This is a genomic window from Stenotrophomonas sp. YJH_SMC_37, from assembly GCF_059370035.1.
In genome coordinates this window covers 53,931-72,357 of the sequence record NZ_JCAFTG010000006.1, presented here as the reverse complement: position 1 = coordinate 72,357, position 18,427 = coordinate 53,931, and the positions used below count along the sequence as shown (strand labels likewise).

General features: G+C 67.0%; 22 protein-coding genes and 1 tRNA gene. 16 read left to right on the top strand and 7 right to left on the bottom strand.

Annotation, left to right across the window (positions count from 1 at the left end; genetic code table 11):
• Positions 1-80 precede the first annotated feature (80 nt).
• Positions 81-872, bottom strand: coding sequence for a M90 family metallopeptidase (locus AC5P8J_RS10455; RefSeq protein WP_459389768.1), 792 nt, complete (start codon positions 870-872; stop codon positions 81-83).
• Entirely contained in the window at positions 839-1,117 is a 279-nt protein-coding gene (locus tag AC5P8J_RS10450; protein ID WP_005411956.1) for a hypothetical protein, read from the bottom strand. The genes AC5P8J_RS10455 and AC5P8J_RS10450 overlap by 34 nt, the downstream gene beginning before the upstream one ends.
• Positions 1,118-1,261: 144 nt before the next feature.
• On the opposite strand from AC5P8J_RS10450, the gene birA reads away from it, so the two are divergent.
• The 6 genes from birA (at position 1,262) to AC5P8J_RS10420 (ending at position 4,787) form a co-directional block, all read left to right on the top strand.
• Positions 1,262-2,230, top strand: a complete 969-nt coding sequence (gene birA / locus AC5P8J_RS10445; protein ID WP_459389767.1) for a bifunctional biotin--[acetyl-CoA-carboxylase] ligase/biotin operon repressor BirA — start codon at positions 1,262-1,264, stop codon at positions 2,228-2,230.
• Positions 2,227-2,958, top strand: coding sequence for a type III pantothenate kinase (locus AC5P8J_RS10440; RefSeq protein ID WP_164144458.1), 732 nt, complete (start codon positions 2,227-2,229; stop codon positions 2,956-2,958). The genes birA and AC5P8J_RS10440 overlap by 4 nt, the downstream gene beginning before the upstream one ends.
• Positions 2,959-2,967: 9 nt before the next feature.
• Entirely contained in the window at positions 2,968-3,816 is an 849-nt protein-coding gene (locus AC5P8J_RS10435; protein ID WP_164144460.1) for an SPOR domain-containing protein, read from the top strand.
• Positions 3,817-3,856: 40 nt separating this feature from the next.
• Positions 3,857-3,932, top strand: a tRNA-Thr gene (locus AC5P8J_RS10430).
• A gap of 206 nt (positions 3,933-4,138) precedes the next feature.
• Positions 4,139-4,426 (top strand): type II toxin-antitoxin system RelE/ParE family toxin, encoded by a 288-nt coding sequence (locus tag AC5P8J_RS10425; RefSeq protein WP_459389766.1) that lies wholly within the window; start codon positions 4,139-4,141, stop codon positions 4,424-4,426.
• Between the two features lie 58 nt (positions 4,427-4,484).
• On the top strand, positions 4,485-4,787 hold the full coding sequence (locus AC5P8J_RS10420; RefSeq protein ID WP_058979789.1) for an addiction module antidote protein: 303 nt from the start codon (positions 4,485-4,487) through the stop codon (positions 4,785-4,787).
• Positions 4,788-4,955: 168 nt separating this feature from the next.
• On the opposite strand, the gene AC5P8J_RS10415 is transcribed toward AC5P8J_RS10420, so the two are convergent.
• Positions 4,956-5,357, bottom strand: a complete 402-nt coding sequence (locus tag AC5P8J_RS10415) for a hypothetical protein (protein ID WP_155028816.1) — start codon at positions 5,355-5,357, stop codon at positions 4,956-4,958.
• Positions 5,358-5,939: 582 nt separating this feature from the next.
• On the opposite strand from AC5P8J_RS10415, the gene AC5P8J_RS10410 reads away from it, so the two are divergent.
• Positions 5,940-6,710, top strand: a complete 771-nt coding sequence (locus tag AC5P8J_RS10410) for a DUF3011 domain-containing protein (protein ID WP_227844241.1) — start codon at positions 5,940-5,942, stop codon at positions 6,708-6,710.
• 24 nt (positions 6,711-6,734) lie between these two features.
• Here AC5P8J_RS10410 and AC5P8J_RS10405 read toward each other — a convergent pair whose 3' ends face one another.
• Entirely contained in the window at positions 6,735-7,082 is a 348-nt protein-coding gene (locus tag AC5P8J_RS10405) for a hypothetical protein (protein WP_057503835.1), read from the bottom strand.
• 131 nt (positions 7,083-7,213) lie between these two features.
• Between AC5P8J_RS10405 and rocF the strand changes: the two genes are divergently transcribed.
• The 3 genes from rocF to AC5P8J_RS10390 all read left to right on the top strand — a co-directional run bounded on the left by rocF (position 7,214) and on the right by AC5P8J_RS10390 (position 8,857).
• Complete coding sequence (gene rocF, locus AC5P8J_RS10400; RefSeq protein ID WP_021203836.1) at positions 7,214-8,134, top strand: arginase; 921 nt, start codon at positions 7,214-7,216, stop codon at positions 8,132-8,134.
• A gap of 162 nt (positions 8,135-8,296) precedes the next feature.
• Positions 8,297-8,434, top strand: coding sequence for an entericidin A/B family lipoprotein (locus tag AC5P8J_RS10395; protein WP_019661832.1), 138 nt, complete (start codon positions 8,297-8,299; stop codon positions 8,432-8,434).
• Between the two features lie 201 nt (positions 8,435-8,635).
• Positions 8,636-8,857: a CsbD family protein gene (locus tag AC5P8J_RS10390; RefSeq protein ID WP_019661831.1), complete on the top strand. Its 222-nt coding sequence runs from the start codon at positions 8,636-8,638 to the stop codon at positions 8,855-8,857.
• Between the two features lie 70 nt (positions 8,858-8,927).
• Here the strand turns inward: AC5P8J_RS10390 and AC5P8J_RS10385 are convergent, their stop codons facing one another.
• Positions 8,928-9,728, bottom strand: coding sequence for a hypothetical protein (locus AC5P8J_RS10385; protein WP_019661830.1), 801 nt, complete (start codon positions 9,726-9,728; stop codon positions 8,928-8,930).
• A gap of 108 nt (positions 9,729-9,836) precedes the next feature.
• Here AC5P8J_RS10385 and AC5P8J_RS10380 point away from each other — a divergent pair, with 108 nt between their 5' ends.
• The 4 genes from AC5P8J_RS10380 to AC5P8J_RS10365 all read left to right on the top strand — a co-directional run bounded on the left by AC5P8J_RS10380 (position 9,837) and on the right by AC5P8J_RS10365 (position 14,489).
• The gene (locus AC5P8J_RS10380) at positions 9,837-11,132 is read left to right on the top strand and encodes a tryptophan--tRNA ligase (RefSeq protein ID WP_111101775.1); all 1,296 of its coding nucleotides are present in this window, start codon (positions 9,837-9,839) and stop codon (positions 11,130-11,132) included.
• 168 nt (positions 11,133-11,300) lie between these two features.
• Positions 11,301-11,597, top strand: coding sequence for a hypothetical protein (locus AC5P8J_RS10375; RefSeq protein ID WP_134729806.1), 297 nt, complete (start codon positions 11,301-11,303; stop codon positions 11,595-11,597).
• 201 nt (positions 11,598-11,798) lie between these two features.
• A complete protein-coding gene (locus tag AC5P8J_RS10370) occupies positions 11,799-12,731 on the top strand; it encodes an MBL fold metallo-hydrolase (protein ID WP_019661827.1) in 933 nt (310 codons plus the stop codon).
• Positions 12,732-12,836: 105 nt separating this feature from the next.
• Complete coding sequence (locus tag AC5P8J_RS10365) at positions 12,837-14,489, top strand: M28 family metallopeptidase (protein WP_111101776.1); 1,653 nt, start codon at positions 12,837-12,839, stop codon at positions 14,487-14,489.
• Positions 14,490-14,659: 170 nt separating this feature from the next.
• Here AC5P8J_RS10365 and AC5P8J_RS10360 read toward each other — a convergent pair whose 3' ends face one another.
• Together AC5P8J_RS10360 and AC5P8J_RS10355 are read right to left on the bottom strand one after the other, a co-directional pair.
• Positions 14,660-14,959 (bottom strand): hypothetical protein, encoded by a 300-nt coding sequence (locus tag AC5P8J_RS10360; RefSeq protein ID WP_111101777.1) that lies wholly within the window; start codon positions 14,957-14,959, stop codon positions 14,660-14,662.
• Positions 14,960-15,026: 67 nt separating this feature from the next.
• Positions 15,027-16,361 (bottom strand): MFS transporter, encoded by a 1,335-nt coding sequence (locus tag AC5P8J_RS10355; RefSeq protein WP_021203842.1) that lies wholly within the window; start codon positions 16,359-16,361, stop codon positions 15,027-15,029.
• A 223-nt stretch (positions 16,362-16,584) separates the two neighbouring features.
• Here AC5P8J_RS10355 and yedA point away from each other — a divergent pair, with 223 nt between their 5' ends.
• The gene (yedA, locus tag AC5P8J_RS10350) at positions 16,585-17,490 is read left to right on the top strand and encodes a drug/metabolite exporter YedA (RefSeq protein WP_019661823.1); all 906 of its coding nucleotides are present in this window, start codon (positions 16,585-16,587) and stop codon (positions 17,488-17,490) included.
• Positions 17,487-18,383 (top strand): EamA family transporter RarD, encoded by an 897-nt coding sequence (gene rarD / locus AC5P8J_RS10345; protein ID WP_019661822.1) that lies wholly within the window; start codon positions 17,487-17,489, stop codon positions 18,381-18,383. The genes yedA and rarD overlap by 4 nt, the downstream gene beginning before the upstream one ends.
• Positions 18,384-18,427 lie beyond the last annotated feature (44 nt).

Genomic DNA, 18,427 nt, shown 5'->3' with positions numbered 1-18,427 from the left:
GTGTTCCGGTAGTGCCGGCCGCTGGCCGGCAACCTCATGATCCTCGGTGGCATTGCCAAGGTGCCGGCCAGCGGCCGGCACTACCGTATTGCGATCCTGGGCGGCTCGCCATAGAACCGCCGCAGCTGCGCGGCCACCTCCGGCAACGCCTGCTGCAGCAGATCCGGTGCCGAGAAGTGATACTCGCTGGTCACCGCGAAGAATTCTTCCGGCGCTTCGGCCGCATACGGATCGATCAGCGTTTCTTCGCCCGCATCCACCTGCGCGCAGAACGCATCGTAGGCGCGCTGGAAGATGGCCGCCCACTCACGCTGCCATTCGCGCGGCAGCGGCGGCGTGCCGTCCATCGCGCCATCCAGTGCATCCAGCTTGTGCACCATCTCGTGCACCGCCACGCAGTAGCCCTCGTGCGGCGTCGCCAGGTCGGCCTGCACATCGGCCCACGACAGGATCAGCGGACCGCTGTCCCACGATTCGCCAATCAGTTCGTCATCCCACTCATGCAGTACGCCGGCCGCATCCATGTGGCTGCGATGTACGCGGAATGCATCGGGGTAGACGATCAGCTGCGACCAGCCTTCCAGACCCACCTCGCCGAACTCCAGCAGCGGCAGGCAGCACAGCGCCGCCAGCAGCACGCCATCGCCGGCCTCCAGCTGCAGCTCGCCGATCGGCGTGATGGTCTTCTCGTGCAGGAAGCGCGTGGCCAGCACGCGCAGGCGTGCGCGGCGTTCGTCGTCCAGACCGCGCAGCCAGGCCGCACGGCGGCAGGCCTCATTCCACAGTACATCGTCGATAGGCCGCGGCGCAGGTCGCAGCCACTGCAGCAACGACTTGATCAGCGGAACATTCCCGGCAGGTAGCTGTGCCACTTCGGTGCGCGGATGCGCTGCAGCACGTCGTCGTCGCTGCCACCGCCGCCCGTGCTTGTGTTGGCTGCCGGGCGGACCGGTGCCGGCTTGGTGGTGGCGGCCGAAGCGGTCGCGGTCGGTGCACGCTGCGAGGCGGCATCGCCGTTGGAGGACACGCAGGCGCCGCGGCTGTCGTCCAGCGCTGCCGTCGCAGACGCCGCGAAGGGCATCGTCAGCAGGATCAGGCAATGGGCATAGCGGCGCATTGACGACATCCACGTTAAGGGAAGGTGAGTTCCCGATTCTAGCCCGAACCCGGCGCCCCGTTGGAAGCCCCCGCAGAACCCAGCGTGGCGGGCGCCGCTGGCGGCTTTCCCGCATAATTCCTTCCTGACTTCGTGGAAGCTGCCGTGGACGACCGCCAATTGCTGGCCAAACTCGCTGCCGGTCGCCTCTCCGGCGACGCCCTGGCCCGTGAGCTGGGCCAGACCCGGGCGGCCATTTGGAAGCGTATTCAAGGACTTAGAGCCGCCGGTGTGGACATCGAAGGCCGTGCAGGTGAGGGCTATGGCCTGACCCGCCCGGTCGACCTGCTGGACCCGGATGCGATCCGTGCCGGCCTGCCCGCCGAGGTGCTGCCGCTGCTGTACGACCTGCAGGTGGCCTGGACGGTGGACTCGACCAATGCCGAATTGCTGCGTTGCAGCGCGCCCCAGCGCGGGGTGAGCGTCCTGCTGGCCGAACGCCAGACCGGCGGCCGCGGCCGTCGCGGCCGTACGTGGGCGTCGCCGCTGGCCGCGCATGTGTACCTGTCGGTGCTGCGGCTGTTCTCCGGTGGCCTCGGCCGCCTGGCCGGGCTGAGCCTGGTGGCCGGCATCGCCGTGGCCGAAGCGCTGCACGACCTGGGCTATACCCAGGCGCAGCTGAAGTGGCCGAATGACCTGATCGTCGATGGCAAGCGCAAGCTGGTCGGCCTGCTGGCCGAGGGCGGTGGCGAATATGCCGGCCCGGCGCGCGCGGTGATCGGCATCGGCATCAACACGCACATGCCGCTATCCTTCGCCGAGCAGATCACCCAGCCGTGGGTGGACCTGGACACGCTGGCCGGCAAGCCGGTGGACCGCAACGTGGTGGTTGCTGCCGTGCTGGCGCGCCTGCTGCCGGCACTGGAAGAATTCGATCGCGAAGGCCTCGCTCCCTTTCTGCCGCGCTACGCCGCGTTCGACATGCTGGCCGGTCGCGAAGTACGGGTGGAACTGGAAGGGCAGTGGCAGCATGGCACCGCGCTCGGCCTGGCCGATGACGGCGCCTTGCGCGTGCGCATCGATGGCCGTGAGCGCCTGCTGCACGCCGGCGAAGTCAGCGTGAGGGCGGCATGAGCGATTGGTTGTTCGACCTCGGCAACTCGCGCTTCAAGTTCGCGCCGTTGCAGGGCGACCGTGCCGGTGACGTGCAGGCCTGGGCGCATGGCGCCGAAGGCATGGCCGGACAGCCGCCGCACAGCCTGCCCAGCGGCACCACCGCGTTCGTGGCCAGCGTGGCCGCACCGTCGCTGACCAGCGCGATGCTGGACCAGCTGCAGCGTCGCTTCGAGCACGTGCACGTGGTGCGTACCAGCGCCGAATGCGCCGGTGTGCGCATTGCCTATGCCAAGCCGGAAAAGTTCGGCGTCGACCGCTTCCTGGCGCTGCTGGCCGCTGCCAAGGCGCAGCGCCCGGTGCTGGTGGTGGGCGTGGGCACCGCACTGACGATTGACCTGCTCGACGCTGACGGCCAGCACCACGGTGGCCGCATTTCCGCATCGCCCACCACCATGCGCGAAGCACTGCATGCCCGTGCGGTGCAGCTGCCGGCTACCGGCGGTGACTACAGCGAATTCGCCAACGACACCGCCGACGCGCTCGCCTCCGGCTGCGATGGTGCGGCCGTGGCGCTGATCGAACGCAGCGTCCAGCAGGGGCACGCGCTGCTGGGCGTTGCACCGTCGCTGCTGGTGCACGGTGGCGGCGCACCGGCGCTGATGCCGTTGCTCCCCGGCGCCGACTACCACCCCTCGCTGGTGCTGGATGGCCTCGCCCGCTGGGCGGTGCACCAGCCCGCAGGCTAGTATCCGCGCATGCTGACCCGTGCCCTGATCGTCGTACTGGCCATCCTCAATCTTGGCGTCGCCTGCTGGTGGCTGCTGCGCGATGCACCACAGAAGCCTGCGCCGCCACCGCAACCCGCGGGCGTGGCCGAGCTGCGCTGGGTGCCCGGTGGCGTGGATGCCGCCGCGGCCGCCGAAGCCACGGCTGCCGCGCCGACCGCGCCGTTGATGGAGCGCGAGCCGGCGGAGAAGACGGCCGTGGCTGTAACGCCGGCGCCCGCCGCCCCGGCCAAGCCGGAGATTGCCAAGCCGCAGGCGGCTGAGGCTACGCCGGTTGCTGCCGCTGCCATGCCGGCAACACCGCCTGCATCAGCCCAAGCGCCGGGAAAACCCGCAACCCCGCCCGAGGCTGCCGAACCGCCGCGCTGCGTCGCACTGGGCCCGTTTGCCGACCGCGCCGCCGCGGCCAATGCGCAAGGCAAGGCCGGCACGCTGCTCAGCCAGGTGCGCCTGCGCGAACAGCCCGCTGCCAGCGGCAGTGCCCGTTACCGGGTGATGCTGCCGGCCGCCGCCAACCGCGAAGAAGCCCAGGCCACCGTGAAACGCATCGTCGCCGCTGGCCTGAGCGACTACTACATCATCAGCCAGGGCGAGGAGGCCAACGCCGTGGCGCTGGGCCAGTACCGCAACCGCGAAGGCGCCGAGCGGCGCATGGCGGCGGTGCAGGCCGCCGGCTTCCAGCCGCGCCTGGTGGCCAGCGGCGACTCCGGCCAGTGGTGGCTGGAAGGGCAACTGGCGGCGGGCACGCAGCCGGCCCAGGCCCAGCAGCGCAGCGGGGCGGCACAGAGCCGGTCGCTGGAATGCACGCGGTTGCGCTAGAATCCCCGGACCGCGGCGCTGCCGCCGGTGCACCACCCATGCCGCTTTAGCTCAGTTGGTAGAGCAACTGTCTTGTAAACAGTAGGTCATCCGTTCGATTCGGATAAGCGGCACCACCACACTCCAGTTGTGCAGCTCGACATGGCGGCGCAGTAATCGGTCGAGCACTGCTCCCTGCTGCGTCTCTCCCGTTCTTTTCCTTCCTTGCTGTTATCTCATCTTGCACCTGACGAGGCGCGTCCCACCTGCCTGTGCGCGTGCTTCGTGGTTGATGCGCGTTTCTCGTAGTTGAAAATGTGTAGCCAGTAGGCTACATTTTTCCATGAAGATCCAGCGTACCCGTCAGTTCGCGACATGGATTGACGCTCTCAAGGACGTAACTGCACGCGCTCGCATCCTGGCCCGTATCGGTCGGCTCGCCGAAGGCCATCCGGGTGATCACCGCCGTCTGGGGGACGGTATTTCCGAACTGCGTATCGATGCAGGGCCGGGCTACCGCGTGTACTACACCCAGCGCGGCAGGCAGCTGGTGATTCTCCTGGTCGGCGGCGACAAAGGTTCGCAGCAGCGCGATATCGAGAAGGCCAGGGAGATTGCGCGTGCCCTGTAAGCATCGAACCGGCTGTAGTCGAAACGACTCAATACCGAAGCACTGGAGCTGTCCCACCATGGCTACCAAGAAAAAAGTCGAACTCAAAGCATTTGATGTGGCCGAACATCTTCGGACACCCGAAGAAATGGCCGCCTATCTCGATGCCTGCATCGAGGAAAGCGATGGCGATTCTGCCTTCATCGCCAAGGCGCTGGGCGACATCGCTCGCGCTCAGGGCATGAGCAAGGTTGCGCGTGCGGCGGGCCTGTCTAGGGAGAGTCTGTATCGCGCCCTGTCGGGTGAGCGAAGTCCCGATTTCGCGACCATCCTGAAGGTGACACGCGCGCTGGGTGTGCGCTTGCATGCCAGTGCAGCATAAGAACATGTGCCGACGTTGACGCGTCGGCACGTCGCTGGAGGTAAGCGCAAGGGAAGAACATGAAAAAATCGCCTCTCGGCGGTTTCTTCGTCCCAAACCGGTGAGTCAGCTCAATGCATGACGTGGGCAGATTCTTCGATCAACGCCGCTGACACTGCCAACGCAGCCTCAGTTGCGTACCTGCAACGCCACATACTCGGCCAGCCCCCGGCAGGCCAGCATCAGCCCTTCGCGCACGCCGTCGCCGATATCATCTTTCTCATCCCCATCCACGCGCACGCGCTCGTTGGCGTGGTACAGCTCCAGCAGTGACACCAGGCCCACGGCGGCGCGATCCCTGCGTGCGGCAGCCACGGCGTCGCCGGCTGTGCTTGCCGGCCCCTGCCACGGCTGCCCGTCGGCGGCATCTCCGGCCTGGATGCGGCGCAGGCAGACGGGCAGGTTGATGGGCGCGGGTGCATCGTTGGCGGCGGCAAAGGCGGCTTCCAGCGGCTGCGCCAGTTCCAGCGGCAGATGCAGGGCGGCGTCGCCCAACGTGGCGGTCAGATACGGGTAGAGCGTCTTAGACATACGGGCATCCTCGTCAGGCACAGAGGCGCCGCCACGATAGGGTGGCGGGCGATGCGTGGCTTCCAAGACCGGAGATCGATGAGCCGGCGGGCACAGGGCCCCCACGCACCGCCCGCCGTCGATCGGCGAACGGATTGCCAGCCGGCGCCGCCCTTGAAAGGACGACGCCGGCTGGCAAGCGTATACAGCTTCAATCAATCGGGCTTGGAAGACCCGGCCACCTCTGCAGGTGGCGATTCATCATGCGCACGCCAAACCCCCGCCTGCCAGTCGATTGTTTCGATGGCATCGGGTGATCTGAAAGGAAAAATGAATTATCGCGATTGGCCTGTTCGCGCCGCTGTGATGCAGAAAGCGACATATCGCGCAGTGCGATCATCCGCTGGAAATCTCGGGCGTCGGCGCTGTTGCAAGGCGGGGAACCGCCTACCAAGTAAAGCTGGCTTAACAGCCCGGACAGAGCGTCACGGCCACCATAGCAAACACACCCCCCAAAACGCGCACCCGGATACTGATTCTCCTCACACACCGTTCCCGGCTCCCCACCGCATAGTTCGGGCACATACCATTCGGGACCTCCCCATGCGTCGCCACGCCCTGCCGCTCACCGTCGCACTGTTGTCCGCCGCGTTCGCAGCCCCGGCCATGGCCGCTGTGCCGTTCTTCAACGCCAGCTGCCCGGGCGGCATCGATGTTCACGCAGACGAGGGCGGGCCGGTCTATGTGCAGGGCCGCGAGGCCACGCTGAAACATTTCAACGACCGCTATTTCGAAGCCCGCGACGCCAACAGCGGCATCACCCTGTCGATCAGCCGCAGCGATGACGGTACGCCGCAGATCAGCTACACCGGCCGAGGCGGCACCAATGGCATCTGTCAGGTCAGTACCAGCGGCACGCCCGCGCCCGCTGAAAGCAGCGCCCGCCCTCGCGACGCTGCCGCCGGCGATGCCGCGCTGCCGCGCGAAGTCACCTGCGAGTCCACCGGCGAGCAGCAGGTGTCGTGCGATCTGAATACCCGCGGCAATGTGGAAATCGTGCGCCAGCTCAGCCGCACACGCTGCGAGGAAGGCAAGAACTGGGGCCTGTCGCGGCACTCGGTGTGGGTCAATGGCGGCTGCCGCGCGGTGTTCCGCAATGTGTCCTCGGTGACTACCCCCGCGCCGACAGGCGATACCGCGTTGGGCGCCTGCAACATGCGCAAGGGCGCGCAGGGCGCCCTGGTCACCCAGATGCCTGTGGGCAGCGATTACCAGGAACTGATCATCGATTACCCCGATGGCCGCTTCCTGTGCATGATGCGCAACAACGGCCAGGTGCAGAGCGTGACGCCGGTGCGCCGCCGCGGACGCTGAGCGCGCAGCGGGTTGGGACAGGCTTCAGCCGCAGGACCTATACAGCAACACCCACGCCAGCATCAGGGTGAACATACCAACGAAGGTCAGGCCGAACCACAGCGCGGCCACCTTCACGTTGCCGATCAACGCCGCCAGCATACGGTGCAGTTCGCTTTTCAGAATCGGGTATTCAGCGTGTGCCTTGCGCAGACGCTGCCAGCCCAACCCGAGGAATACCAGGGTCGAGAACGGCACCAGCAGCAGTGTCGCCTGCATCAGCCAGCCATTCGGCGACGCATCGATCGAGTTGCTCAAAAAAACCGCAAAAACGGCGACCGGCAGCGCCACGGTGAAAAAGCGTGGCCACGCGGTATTGATGAAGGGCGACATCGCAATCTTCCATGAAGGACGGTCGGGTCCGCGCGGCATCATGCCATGCCAATGCCCTGCTGCACCGCCGCGAGTGGTGTCACACAGCTCTGGCTAGACTGTGCTTCTTTTTCCCCCGCAAGGAGGCACCCATGGCCCATCCCATTTCCGTATCCCTGATCGGCGTTCCCACCGATGTCGGTGCGGGCCATCGCGGTGCACGGCTTGGCCCGGAGGCGCTGCGCGTGGCGGGCCTGCCGGAGGCGCTGGAAGCGCGCGGCGTGGACGTGCGCGACCTGGGCAACCTGGATGGCCCGCGCAACCCGTGGACCGCGCCGGTGCAGGGCTACCGCCATCTGGAGGAAGTGGTGGCGTGGAACCATGCACTGATGGAAGCCAGCTATGCCGAACTGCAGGCCGGCCGCATGCCGATCATGCTCGGCGGCGACCACTGCCTGGGAATCGGTTCGATCACTGCCGTGGCACGCTGGTGCCGCGAGCAGGGCAAGACCCTGCGCGTGCTGTGGCTGGATGCACATTCCGATTTCAATACCAGCGATGTCACCCCCTCGGGCAACATCCACGGCATGCCGGTGGCCTGCCTGTGCGGCCTCGGCCCGGAGGCGCTGACCCACCTCGGCGGCAGCGCACCGGCGATCACTCCCACCCAGGTGCACCAGATCGGCATCCGTTCGGTGGACCCGGAAGAGAAGCGCCTGATCAAGACCCACAACGTGGATGTCTATGACATGCGCTACATCGATGAGAACGGCATGAAGCGCACGGTCGAAGCAGCACTGGCGGGCATCGACGAGAACACCCACCTGCATGTCAGCTTCGATGTGGATTTCCTCGACCCGAGCATCGCGCCGGGCGTGGGCACCACCGTGCCGGGTGGGGTGAACTACCGCGAGGCGCAGCTGGTGATGGAGATGATCGCTGACACCGGGTGCATGGGGTCGCTGGACATCGTCGAGCTCAACCCCTTGCTGGACAAGCAGAATGCCACCGCCGAACTGGCCGTGGACCTGGTCGAGAGCCTGTTCGGCAAGTCCACCCTGATGCGCGACTAAGGCAACCGCCTGAACGGATCGCCGATCCGTTCACACCCGCTCCACGCCCCTGCCGCCAGATTGCACTTCACGCGGCGGCGGCGGGCATTGGCCTTCTCCCGCTGAGCGAAAGAATCCCATCCGCGAATGAAGCGGTGTAGCGGCAAACCCAAGGAGAAGCCCATGAAGCGCGTAGTTGCCCTGATGCTGTTGTCGATGTTCTCGGTGGCCCTGCTGGCCGGTTGCAACACTGTGGCCGGTGCTGGCAAGGACGTGCAGAAGGCCGGTGAGAAGGTGGAGGATGCCGCCAAGGGCAACTGAGCCCGGCGCGGAACGGAAGGAAGAAGGCCGGGGATGATCCCCGGCCTTTTTCTTGCACGCTGCCGCACACGGCTGTGCAAGCGGAGTGAACCATTCAAGCAGGTGAGCACGCATTTCATTGCTGGTTGACCGGTACTCAACAGCGACTGCGCGAAGCTGGAACCACGGTAAGAACGCCGTTGCAACCGAGGACTCCCAGCAATGAACAAAGACATCATTTCCGGCAAGTGGTCGCAGCTGAAGGGCAAGGCCCAGGCCAAGTGGGGCGATCTGACCAACGACGATTTCGATGTGGCCGAAGGCAATGCCGAATACCTGGCCGGTCGCCTGCAGGAGCGTTATGGCTGGGCCAAGGACCGCGCCGAGAAGGAAGTCCGGGATTTCGAAGACAGCGTGCGCAAGGATTACCCGGATTACAAGTAAGCCCCGGTTTCCCCCACGACACAACGCCCGCGCCGAAAGGTTGCGGGCGTTGTGTTGTCTGCGCGGAGGATCAGCGTGCCGGCGGGTCCGGCACGTAGCGGTTGGGGAACGCCTGTGGTTCGCGCGGCAGGCGTGACGGCGAATCGACCAGGATGCCGCGCGCGCGCAGGTTGCGGGCGCTGTCGTAGCGCAGCTGCAACACCTGCGCCGGGCTGCGGCTGGCGCGCTCGAACTCGGTATCGCGCACCGAGGACTGCTCGCGCGCGCCGTGGCCGGTGCCCAGCGCCGGCGCCTGCGGCTTGCTGGCGTAGCCCTCGATGCGGCTGGCGCTGGCATCGGCGGCCGCTTCGGCCTGTGCAGCCGGCGCCGGCGGTGGCAGGCCGCGGCGCAGGATCGGCTCAGGGCGCCAGCGGCGCGCTTCCTCGAACACGGCCACGCCCACCACGCCGATGTTGTCCGGGCGGCCGGTGCGGCTGGCATAGCTGCCGCTGGGGCTGCTGAAGACGAACTGCGCCACTTCGTCCTGGCTCTTGCGCCAGCCGGTGATGTCGGCGCGCTGTCCGGGGTTGAGCACGTAACCGGTCTGCGAGGGATCGGCATCTTCGCCGGAGATGGCGTTGACGCCGTCCACCGACAGCACCACCAGCACCCGGCGGGGGCTGTCGTTGTACAGGCGCACGGCGTAGCGGTGCCCGCGCTCACCGGCCACCCAGCGCTGGCCCTCGGCGGGGTAGCTGCGCAGTTCGGTGCCGCGGTCGCGGTCGACCAGGGCCATGCGCACGGGGCCGCCCTCGTAGACCGGCGGCGGCATCGGGGCCGGGCGGAAGCCGGCCAGAGGCAGGATAAGCAGCAGGGGCAGCAGGCGTTTCATCGGGCGTCTCCAGCGGGGTTGCGTGAATGAACGCGCCGCGGGCCCTGACGGGGTTGGTGGCGTGCAAGGTAAACTGGCCCCGTTCATCGAAGGTTACCCCACGCAGTCATGACCACCCGAGTCCTTACCGGCATCACCCCCTCCGGCACGCCCCACCTGGGCAACTACGTTGGCGCCATCCGTCCGGCCATCGCGGCCAGCCGCGCGCCGGGGATCGAGAGCTTCTTCTTCCTGGCCGACCTGCACAGCCTGATCAAGTCGCAGGACCCGCAGCGCACCCAGCGCGCGACCCTGGAGATCGCAGCCAGCTGGCTGGCCTGCGGCCTGGACCCGGAACACGTGTGGTTCTACCGCCAGAGCGACATCCGCGAGACGACGGAGCTGATGTGGTTCCTGACCGCCATCGCCAGCAAGGGCATCCTCAATCGCGCGCATGCCTACAAGGCGGCGGTGGACAAGAACCGCGAGGAAGGTCTGGACGAGGACGCAGGTGTCAGCGCCGGCTTGTTCATGTACCCGGTGCTGATGGCTGCCGACATCCTGATCTTCAAGGCGAACCAGGTACCGGTGGGCCGTGACCAGATCCAGCACATCGAAATGGCGCGCGATTTTGCCCAGCGCTTCAACCACGTGTACGGCAAGGAGTACTTCCCGCTGCCGGAGGTGGTAATCGACGAACAGGTGGCGACCCTGGCGGGCCTGGATGGCCGCAAGATGAGCAAGAGCTACCACAACACCATTCCGCTGTTCGTGCCGCGCGAGGAGCTGAAGAAGCTGGTGTTCTCGATCCTGACCGATTCGCGCGCACCGGGCGAGCCGAAGGACACCGAGGGCTCGGCACTGTTCCAGATGTACCAGGCCTTCGCCACCCCGGAACAGACCGCCGAATTCGCTAGGGCGTTCGCTGCGGGCATCAGCTGGGGCGATGCCAAGCAGCAGCTGTTCGAGCGCATCGACAGCGAACTGTCGCCGCTGCGCGAGCGCTACAACGCGCTGATGGCCAAGCCGGAGAAAATCGAAGCGCTGCTCAAGCGCCGTGGCCAGCAGCTGCGCGAGCAGTTGGCGGCACCGCTGCTGGAAGAACTGCGCCACGCCGTGGGCCTGCGCGACCTGTCCACGGCGGGCGACATCGCCAGCGAAGATGCCGGCGTGGCCCGCGTGGCGCCGCCGCAGTTCAAGCAGTACCGTGAGAAGGACGGCCGGTTCTACTTCAAGCTGACCGCCGGTGACGGCACGCTGCTGATCCAGAGCGAAGGCTTCGATTCGCCGCGTGATGCCGGGCAGTTGATTGCCGTGATCAAGCAGGCCGAGCAGGGCGACCAGCTGCAGAGCGAGCTGTTCAAGCTGGACGCCGAGGTGGACGCGGTACTGGCCGCGCTGGCCGTGCTGCGCGAAGGGACCTGATCGCCGGGCCTGCCTGCCCTCTGTAGAGCCGAGCCCATGCTCGGCTGGGCTGCAAAGCAGCCGAGCATGGGCTCGGCTCTACAGGGAAGCACTCCGCCGGCACGACCGTGGCACAGCGCCCGTGGCATGATGTCCGCGCGCCTCCGGCGCGATGACATGGAGTCTGCGATGGCCTGGTTGTCGCTGCTGCTGTTCCTGCCCTGGTTCCTGCTGCTGGGCAGCCTGTACTGGCTGTTCCCGCGCCAGCCGCGCACCCCGCGGCGGCGCCTGTTCGATGGCACCACCCTGTTGCTGGCTTTCGCGCTGAGCATCGTGTCGATGCTGTGGGGCTACCGTATCGGCGTGATGCAACCCGGTGCCGGCCCGATCTGGCCGCAGGTGCTGGCGGTGCTTTACGCCTACGGCGCGTTCCTGGCGGTGCTGGTGCTGGCGCTGCTGCTGCGGCCGCGATGGCTGGACCGGTAGTCCCGCCTTTGTAGAGTCGAGCCATGCTCGACTTCGCGTGCCGCTGTAGAGCCGAGCCTATGCTCGGCTGATGCCTGACAGAATGGCAGCCGAGCGTGGGCTCGGCTCTACAGAAGCGCCCTCCGACCAAAGCCGCATCGAACCCGGGTCGCCTGCGCGCCTACCATGGTGTCTGTTCCCGATCCTGCCAGGTGCGTGCCGATGACCGCCGACCCCAGCATCCATACCATCGATACCGGTTTCCAGCGCCCGGACTTCGACGCGGCTTACCTGATCGTTGAAAGCGGCCGCGCGGCCTTTGTCGATTGCGGTACCGGCCTGTCGGTGCCGGCGATGCTGCAGGCGCTGGCGGATGCCGGCCTGGGCGTGGACGCGGTGGACTGGTTGCTGCTCACGCACGTGCATCTGGACCACGCCGGCGGCGCCGGCCTGCTGATGCAGCAGCTGCCGAACGCAAAGGCGGTGCTGCACCCGCGCGGTGCACCGCACATGATCGACCCGACCCGGCTGATCGCCGGTGCTACGGCGGTGTATGGCGCCGAGGAAATCGCTCGCAGCTATGGTCGTATCGAGGCCATTCCCGAACATCGTGTGGTGGTGGCCGAGGACGGCCACCGTATCGACCTGGCCGGCCGCGAGCTGGTATTGCTGCACACGCCGGGCCACGCACTGCACCACTACTGCGTATGGGATGCACGAAGCCGCAGCTGGTTCACCGGCGATACCTTCGGCATTTCCTACCGCGAGCTGGACAGCGCGCAGGGGGCCTTCATCTTCCCGACGTCGTCGCCGGTACAGTTCGACCCGGAAGCGATGAAGGCCTCGATCCGGCGCATGCTGGGCTACGGCCCGCAGGCGATGTACCTGACCCACTACGGTCGTGTGGAACAGGTGGAGAAACTGGCCAACGACCTGTTCGAGCAGATCGATGCGATGGCCGCCATCGGCCGCCAGTGCGACGGCCGGCCGGACCGTCACCGCTGCCTGCTGGCTGCACTGCAGGCGCTGTACCTGGAACGTGCGCAGCTGCATGGCTGTGCGCTGGACGATGCGGCGGTGACTGCGGTGCTGGCGATGGACATCGAACTCAACGCGCAGGGCCTGGCCTGCTGGCTGGATCGCATCCGTCGGTAGCTCCACGCCATGCGTGGATGACGCAAGCTCACGCTGCACCGCGATGTCACGACCACGTTACACTCTGGTGACTTCCAAGCTAGCCGTGGTACTGCCGTGAATCCGATGCGCGTGTTGCTGCTGTCGTCCTGCCTGTTCGTCGGTGGCCTGGCCCATGCGGCCAATGACCTTCCCGGTGGCGGCATCGATCCGCAGGCACTGTCGCGGCACGTGCGCGTGCTGGCGTCGGATGAGTTCGAGGGCCGCGCACCGGCCACCGAGGGCGAAGAGCGCACGGTGCAGTACCTGATCGAGCAGTTCCGCAGCTATGGCCTGCAGCCGGGCGGCGTGGACGGCAGCTGGGTGCAGCCGGTGCCGCTGGTGCGCGCGCAGCTGGAGGGCGCGGCCAAGGCCAGCCTGTCGCTGAAGCAGGGCAAGCGTGCGCTGGCCAATGGCGTGGACGTAACCCTGCAGAGCCTGCAGCCGCGCAAGCGCGTGCAGATCAAGGATGCACCGTTGGTGTTCGTCGGTTACGGCATTGATGCGCCGGAACGCCACTGGAACGACTACAAGGACGTGGACCTGCACGGCAAGATCGCCGTGGTGCTGATCAACGACGCCGATTTCGAAGCCGATGCGCCGGGCGCGTTCGACGGCAAGGCGGTGACCTACTACGGCCGCTGGACCTACAAGTTCGAGGAAGCCGCACGCCGTGGCGCCGAGGGCGTGCTGATCGTGCACGAGACCGCGCCAGCCGCCTATGGCTGGGCCACGGTGAAGAGCTCGGGTACCTCGCCGCTGTTCGACATCGAACGCAGCCAGGCCGAGGCGATGGCGCAGCACACGCCGCTGCGCGGCTGGATGCAGCGCGAGCTGGCCGAGGCGATCTTCGCCGACGCCGGCCTCGACTTCGATGCGGAGAAGCGCAAGGCAATGCGTGCCGACTTTCGCCCGGTGGCGCTGGACAACGCCAAGCTGAGCGTGGATTTCGCGCTCAAGCGCGAGCAGGTGGTGACCCGCAACGTGGTGGCCAAGCTGCCCGGTGGCGAGCATGGCGACGAGGCGGTGATCTTCTCCGCGCACTGGGATGCGTTCGGTGTCGGCCAGCCCGACGCCAAGGGTGACCGCATCCGTCGTGGTGCGATCGACAATGCCACCGGCGTGGCCACGGTGCTGGAACTGGGCCGCGTGTTCGCCGCTGGCCCGCAGCCGCAGCGCACGCTGTACTTCGTAGCACTGACCGCCGAAGAGAAGGGCCTGCTGGGCGCCAGCTACTACGCCGCGCATCCGCTGGCGCCGCTGGACAAGACCGCTGCGGTGCTGAACATCGAAATGTTCAGCCCGGATGGCCCGACCCGCGACATCGCCTCGTGGGGCAAGGGCCGGGTGTCGCTGGAAGGCGACCTGGAACGCGTGGCCAAGGCCCGCGGCCGCAGCTACAGCCCGGATCCGAACCTGGAAGCCGGCTTCTTCTACCGCGCCGACCACTTCGCCTTTGCCCGCCTGGGCGTGCCAGCGATCACCATCGGCCCGGGCCTGGACAAGCTGGAAGGTGGGGTTGAAGCCGGGCGCGCGCTGCGCGAGAAGTACTTCGCCGACTGCTACCACCAGGCCTGCGATGCCTGGACGCCGAGCTGGGACCCGAGCGGCCACGCTGCCGACACGCTGCTGGTCTACGACCTGGGCGCCGAGCTGGCCAACAGCCGCCGCTGGCCGACGTGGGAAAAGGAATCGGAGTTCCGCGGCGCGCGCGACAAGAGCGAAGCGGCCCGCCGTTGAGGATCGGGATCGGCGGGGTGTCATGTCATTCCGCCGCGGGTAGAGTCGACTGATAGTCGACTATCGCGCGCAGCGCGGGTTTTTCGGTGCCGACCGAGAGAGCAGTCGACTAACAGTCGACTCTACCGATTGCCGATTGCCGATTACCGATTGCCGATCAGCGGCCGGCACTACCTGCGCCGGCGCAACAGCTTCCATGCGCCCCAGCCGCCGGTGGCGAGCGCTGCCAGATAGCACGCCACCATCGTGCGCAGGCCGACCAGCGATCCGCCGTTGACGCCGCGATGCAGGCGCAGCTGCAGCGAGCTGTGGCCGCTGCCCAGGTCCACTGCCAGCTGCAGCGCCAGTGCGGCGCAGAACAGCAGCAGGGCGACCCCGAAACCGATGCGTGGCCATGCGGCCTGTGCGCTGGGGCGGCGCAGCAGCCAGGCCAGTGCCGTGGCTGCGGCCAGCGTCACCGCGATCCACATCAGTGGAGGAGCGGGAGACGCAGCGGCCACCGGCAGTGCACCGGTGGCCGCGATCAGGGCAACGCGCTTACTTGCGGGTGCCGTCGAGCCAGTTCGGGCCCTTGTTTGTGAGGAAGAACACATAGACCACCAACGATACCGCGATCGTTGCGGTCACGTAGATGGCGAACCAGTCGACGTGGCCGGTCTTCAGCGCGCCCTGGTACAGCAACGGGGCGGTGCCGCCGAACAGCGAGTTGGCCAGCGCGTAACCCAGGCCTACGCCCAGCGCACGCACGTGGGTGGGGAACAGCTCGGCCTTCACCACCGCGTTGATAGACGTGTAGCCGGTGAGGATGACGAAGGCCAGTGCCAGGGTCAGGAAGGCCAGGGTGGCGTCATGCTGGTGCGGTAGCTGGGTGATCAGGTACCAGCTGTACAGCACGCCGCCGGCGCCGAAGAACACCAGCAGGGTCTTGCGGCCGATGATGTCAGACAGCCAGCCGCCGACCGGCTGCAGCACCATCAGGAAGGCCAGCACGCCCAGGTTGATCAGGGTGCCGGTCATCGGATCGTTGCCGGCGAAGGCGCTCTGGATCATCTTCGGGCCGTTCACCGAGTAGGTGTAGAAGGCCACGGTGCCACCAGCGGTGATCAGGAAGCACAGCAGCAGCGGCCGCCACTGGTGCACGAACAGTTCGTACATCGAACCGGATTTCTGTGCCTTGCCCTCGCGCGCGGCCTCGATGGACGACTCCGACAGCGATTCGTCCATGCCGCGGCGCAGCCAGAACACCACCACTGCGGCGACGCCACCGATGCCGAATGCGATGCGCCAGCCCCACTCGGAGATCTCCGGCTTGCCCCAGAAGGTCAGCATCAGCAGCAGGGTCAGCTGGGCCAGCACATGGCCGCCGACCAGGGTGACGTAGTGGAAGGAGGACAGGAAGCCGCGGCGGCCCGGGATGGCGGCCTCGGACATGTAGGTGGCGCTGGCGCCATATTCGCCGCCGGTGGCGAAGCCCTGCAGCAGGCGCGCGAACAGCAGGATCACGGCGGCCCAGATGCCGATGCTGGCGGCGGTGGGGGTGATGGCGATGAGGAACGAACACAGTGCCATCAGCGTGACCGAGACCGTCAGCGCCAGGCGACGGCCATGGCGGTCGGCGAAGCGGCCGAAGAACCAGGCACCAATCGGGCGCATCAGGAAGGTCGCGGCGAAGATCGCCCACACGTACAGGGTGGAGTTCTTGTCGTCCGGCGAGAAGAACTGCGATTCGAAGTACACGGCGAACACCGAGTACACGTAGACGTCGTACCACTCCACCAGGTTGCCGGCGGAGCCTTTGAGGGTGTTGGAGATCGAACGCCGCAGGGCGGCACGGTCGTTCGCGGGTACGGCAGGATGGGACGTGGTGCTCATCTGGGTGGGAATCCTCGATGCGGCGCGTCCGTGCGCAGGGAAAACGGCGCCCGGCCTTGGGGCGGCGCGGCCGGACAGCCCTCTTGGTACTGCATGGGCCGTCAACACGGGGTAGCAGACCAGAGCAGGGTGCATGGATGGATGACAGCGTGCCACCGTATGGGGTCCCGGACCATACTCAAAACGTCCTAGAATCCGCCTTCCCCCGGCTCCCTGGTGTGTCATGTCGGCTCCCCCCTCTTCGTCTGCGGCTGCCCCCCGGGGTGGCCTTGTTGCGCTGGCATTGCTGCTGGTCTACGTGGTCTGGGGGTCGACCTACCTGGGCATCGCCAAGGCCCTGCACGGGGGCGCGCTGCCGCTGACGATGGTGTCCGGCAGCCGGTTCATCATTGCCGGTGGCCTGATGTTCCTGGCCTTGCGCCTGTTCTGGAAGATGCCGAACCCGACCCTGCGGCAGTGGCGCAACCTGGGCATCATGGGCGTGACCATGCTGGTGCTGGGCAACGGCATGGTGGTGCTGGCCGAGCGCGAGGTGTCCTCGGGACTGGCAGCCACTGCGGTGGCCTCGGTGCCGCTGTGGATGGCGCTGTTCTCGGCGCTGCGCGGCCAGCACGCCAGCCGCGGTGAGTGGCTGGGCATCGCCATCGGCTTCCTCGGCGTGGTCTGGCTCAACGCAGGCAGCAGCCTGACCGCCTCGCCGACCGGGCTGGTGCTGCTGCTGATCGCGCCGGTCGGCTGGGCATTCGGCTCGGTGTGGGCACGCGGACTGGACCTGCCGGGCCCGTTCATGACCGCCGCCGGGCAGATGATCTGTGGCGGTGTGCTGCTGGTGCTGATCGGCCTGGCGGTCGGCGAGCGCCCGACCACGCTGCCCGATACCGGTGGCCTGCTGGCGATGGCCTACCTGTGCGTGTTCGGCTCCATCGTCGCGTTCACCGCCTACGTGTGGCTGCTGCAGAACGTGCGCCCGGCGCTGGCTGGCAGCTATGCATACGTCAATCCGGTCATTGCGGTGCTGCTGGGCGCGCTGCTCAACGGTGAGCGCTTCGGCTGGCGCGACCTGCTGGCGATGGCGGTGATTCTCCTGGGTGTGGTGGTACTGACGATGGCAAGGACGCGCAAGAAATGAGCATGGACGAGAAAGAACAGCGCCGTGGCCTGCTGGTCACGGCTTCCACCTTCGTCATCTGGGGTCTGGTGCCGGTGTACTGGCACCTGCTCAATGAGGTGCCATCGTTCCAGATCATCGCCCACCGCATCATCTGGAGCACCGTGCTGGTGCTGGGCTGGCTGCTGCTCAGCGCACGCCTGGGCTGGTGGCGGAAGATCGCTGCGCAGCCGCGCGCGCTGCCGATCCTGCTGGTCTCGAGCCTGACCATCGCCTTCAACTGGGGCCTGTACATCTGGGCGGTCAACGCCGGCCATGTGATCGAGACCAGCCTGGGCTATTTCATCAACCCGCTGGTGAACGTGCTGCTGGGCGTGCTGGTGCTGAAGGAGCGGCTGCGCCGCCTGCAATGGGTGGCGGTGGCGATGGCGGCAGTGGGCGTGGCCTGGCTGACCATCGATGCCGGCACACCACCATGGATCGCGCTGGGCCTGGCCTGTTCGTTCGGCCTGTACGGCCTGCTGCGCAAGCTGGTTTCGGTCGACCCGGTGGCGGGCCTTGGCGTGGAGAGCATGTACCTGTTCCTGCCGGCGCTGGGCTTCGCGATCTGGGCCGAAAATGGTCATGGTGGCGCGTTCTTCCACGGCTGGGGCTGGCGCAACGACCTGCTGCTGATCTTCGGCGGTGTGGTGACGGCGGTACCGTTGATTGGCTTTGCCTACGGCGTGAAGCGCATTCCGTTGTCACTGGTCGGCATCCTGCAGTACATCGCGCCGAGCCTGCAGCTGCTGCTGGGCGTGTTCTTCTTCCACGAAGCCTTCGACGCCGGCAAGGCGATTGGCTTTGCCGCGATCTGGGCCGGCCTGATCCTGTTCGTCGGCGACAACATCCGCACGATGCGCGCCAAGCGGTAGCACCGGGCCGGATCGACTGGCACGCATGAAAAAAAGAGCGGCGC

Coding starts and splice junctions, on each gene's coding strand:
- AC5P8J_RS10450 (WP_005411956.1), bottom strand. CDS start 1,117: ATGCGCCGCTATGCCCATTGCCTGATCCTGCTGACGATGCCCTTCGCG.
- AC5P8J_RS10440 (WP_164144458.1), top strand. CDS start 2,227: ATGAGCGATTGGTTGTTCGACCTCGGCAACTCGCGCTTCAAGTTCGCG.
- AC5P8J_RS10435 (WP_164144460.1), top strand. CDS start 2,968: ATGCTGACCCGTGCCCTGATCGTCGTACTGGCCATCCTCAATCTTGGC.
- AC5P8J_RS10425 (WP_459389766.1), top strand. CDS start 4,139: ATGAAGATCCAGCGTACCCGTCAGTTCGCGACATGGATTGACGCTCTC.
- AC5P8J_RS10420 (WP_058979789.1), top strand. CDS start 4,485: ATGGCTACCAAGAAAAAAGTCGAACTCAAAGCATTTGATGTGGCCGAA.
- AC5P8J_RS10415 (WP_155028816.1), bottom strand. CDS start 5,357: ATGTCTAAGACGCTCTACCCGTATCTGACCGCCACGTTGGGCGACGCC.
- AC5P8J_RS10410 (WP_227844241.1), top strand. CDS start 5,940: ATGCGTCGCCACGCCCTGCCGCTCACCGTCGCACTGTTGTCCGCCGCG.
- AC5P8J_RS10405 (WP_057503835.1), bottom strand. CDS start 7,082: ATGTCGCCCTTCATCAATACCGCGTGGCCACGCTTTTTCACCGTGGCG.
- rocF (WP_021203836.1), top strand. CDS start 7,214: ATGGCCCATCCCATTTCCGTATCCCTGATCGGCGTTCCCACCGATGTC.
- AC5P8J_RS10395 (WP_019661832.1), top strand. CDS start 8,297: ATGAAGCGCGTAGTTGCCCTGATGCTGTTGTCGATGTTCTCGGTGGCC.
- AC5P8J_RS10390 (WP_019661831.1), top strand. CDS start 8,636: ATGAACAAAGACATCATTTCCGGCAAGTGGTCGCAGCTGAAGGGCAAG.
- AC5P8J_RS10385 (WP_019661830.1), bottom strand. CDS start 9,728: ATGAAACGCCTGCTGCCCCTGCTGCTTATCCTGCCTCTGGCCGGCTTC.
- AC5P8J_RS10380 (WP_111101775.1), top strand. CDS start 9,837: ATGACCACCCGAGTCCTTACCGGCATCACCCCCTCCGGCACGCCCCAC.
- AC5P8J_RS10375 (WP_134729806.1), top strand. CDS start 11,301: ATGGCCTGGTTGTCGCTGCTGCTGTTCCTGCCCTGGTTCCTGCTGCTG.
- AC5P8J_RS10370 (WP_019661827.1), top strand. CDS start 11,799: ATGACCGCCGACCCCAGCATCCATACCATCGATACCGGTTTCCAGCGC.
- AC5P8J_RS10365 (WP_111101776.1), top strand. CDS start 12,837: ATGCGCGTGTTGCTGCTGTCGTCCTGCCTGTTCGTCGGTGGCCTGGCC.
- AC5P8J_RS10360 (WP_111101777.1), bottom strand. CDS start 14,959: ATGTGGATCGCGGTGACGCTGGCCGCAGCCACGGCACTGGCCTGGCTG.
- AC5P8J_RS10355 (WP_021203842.1), bottom strand. CDS start 16,361: ATGAGCACCACGTCCCATCCTGCCGTACCCGCGAACGACCGTGCCGCC.
- yedA (WP_019661823.1), top strand. CDS start 16,585: ATGTCGGCTCCCCCCTCTTCGTCTGCGGCTGCCCCCCGGGGTGGCCTT.
- rarD (WP_019661822.1), top strand. CDS start 17,487: ATGAGCATGGACGAGAAAGAACAGCGCCGTGGCCTGCTGGTCACGGCT.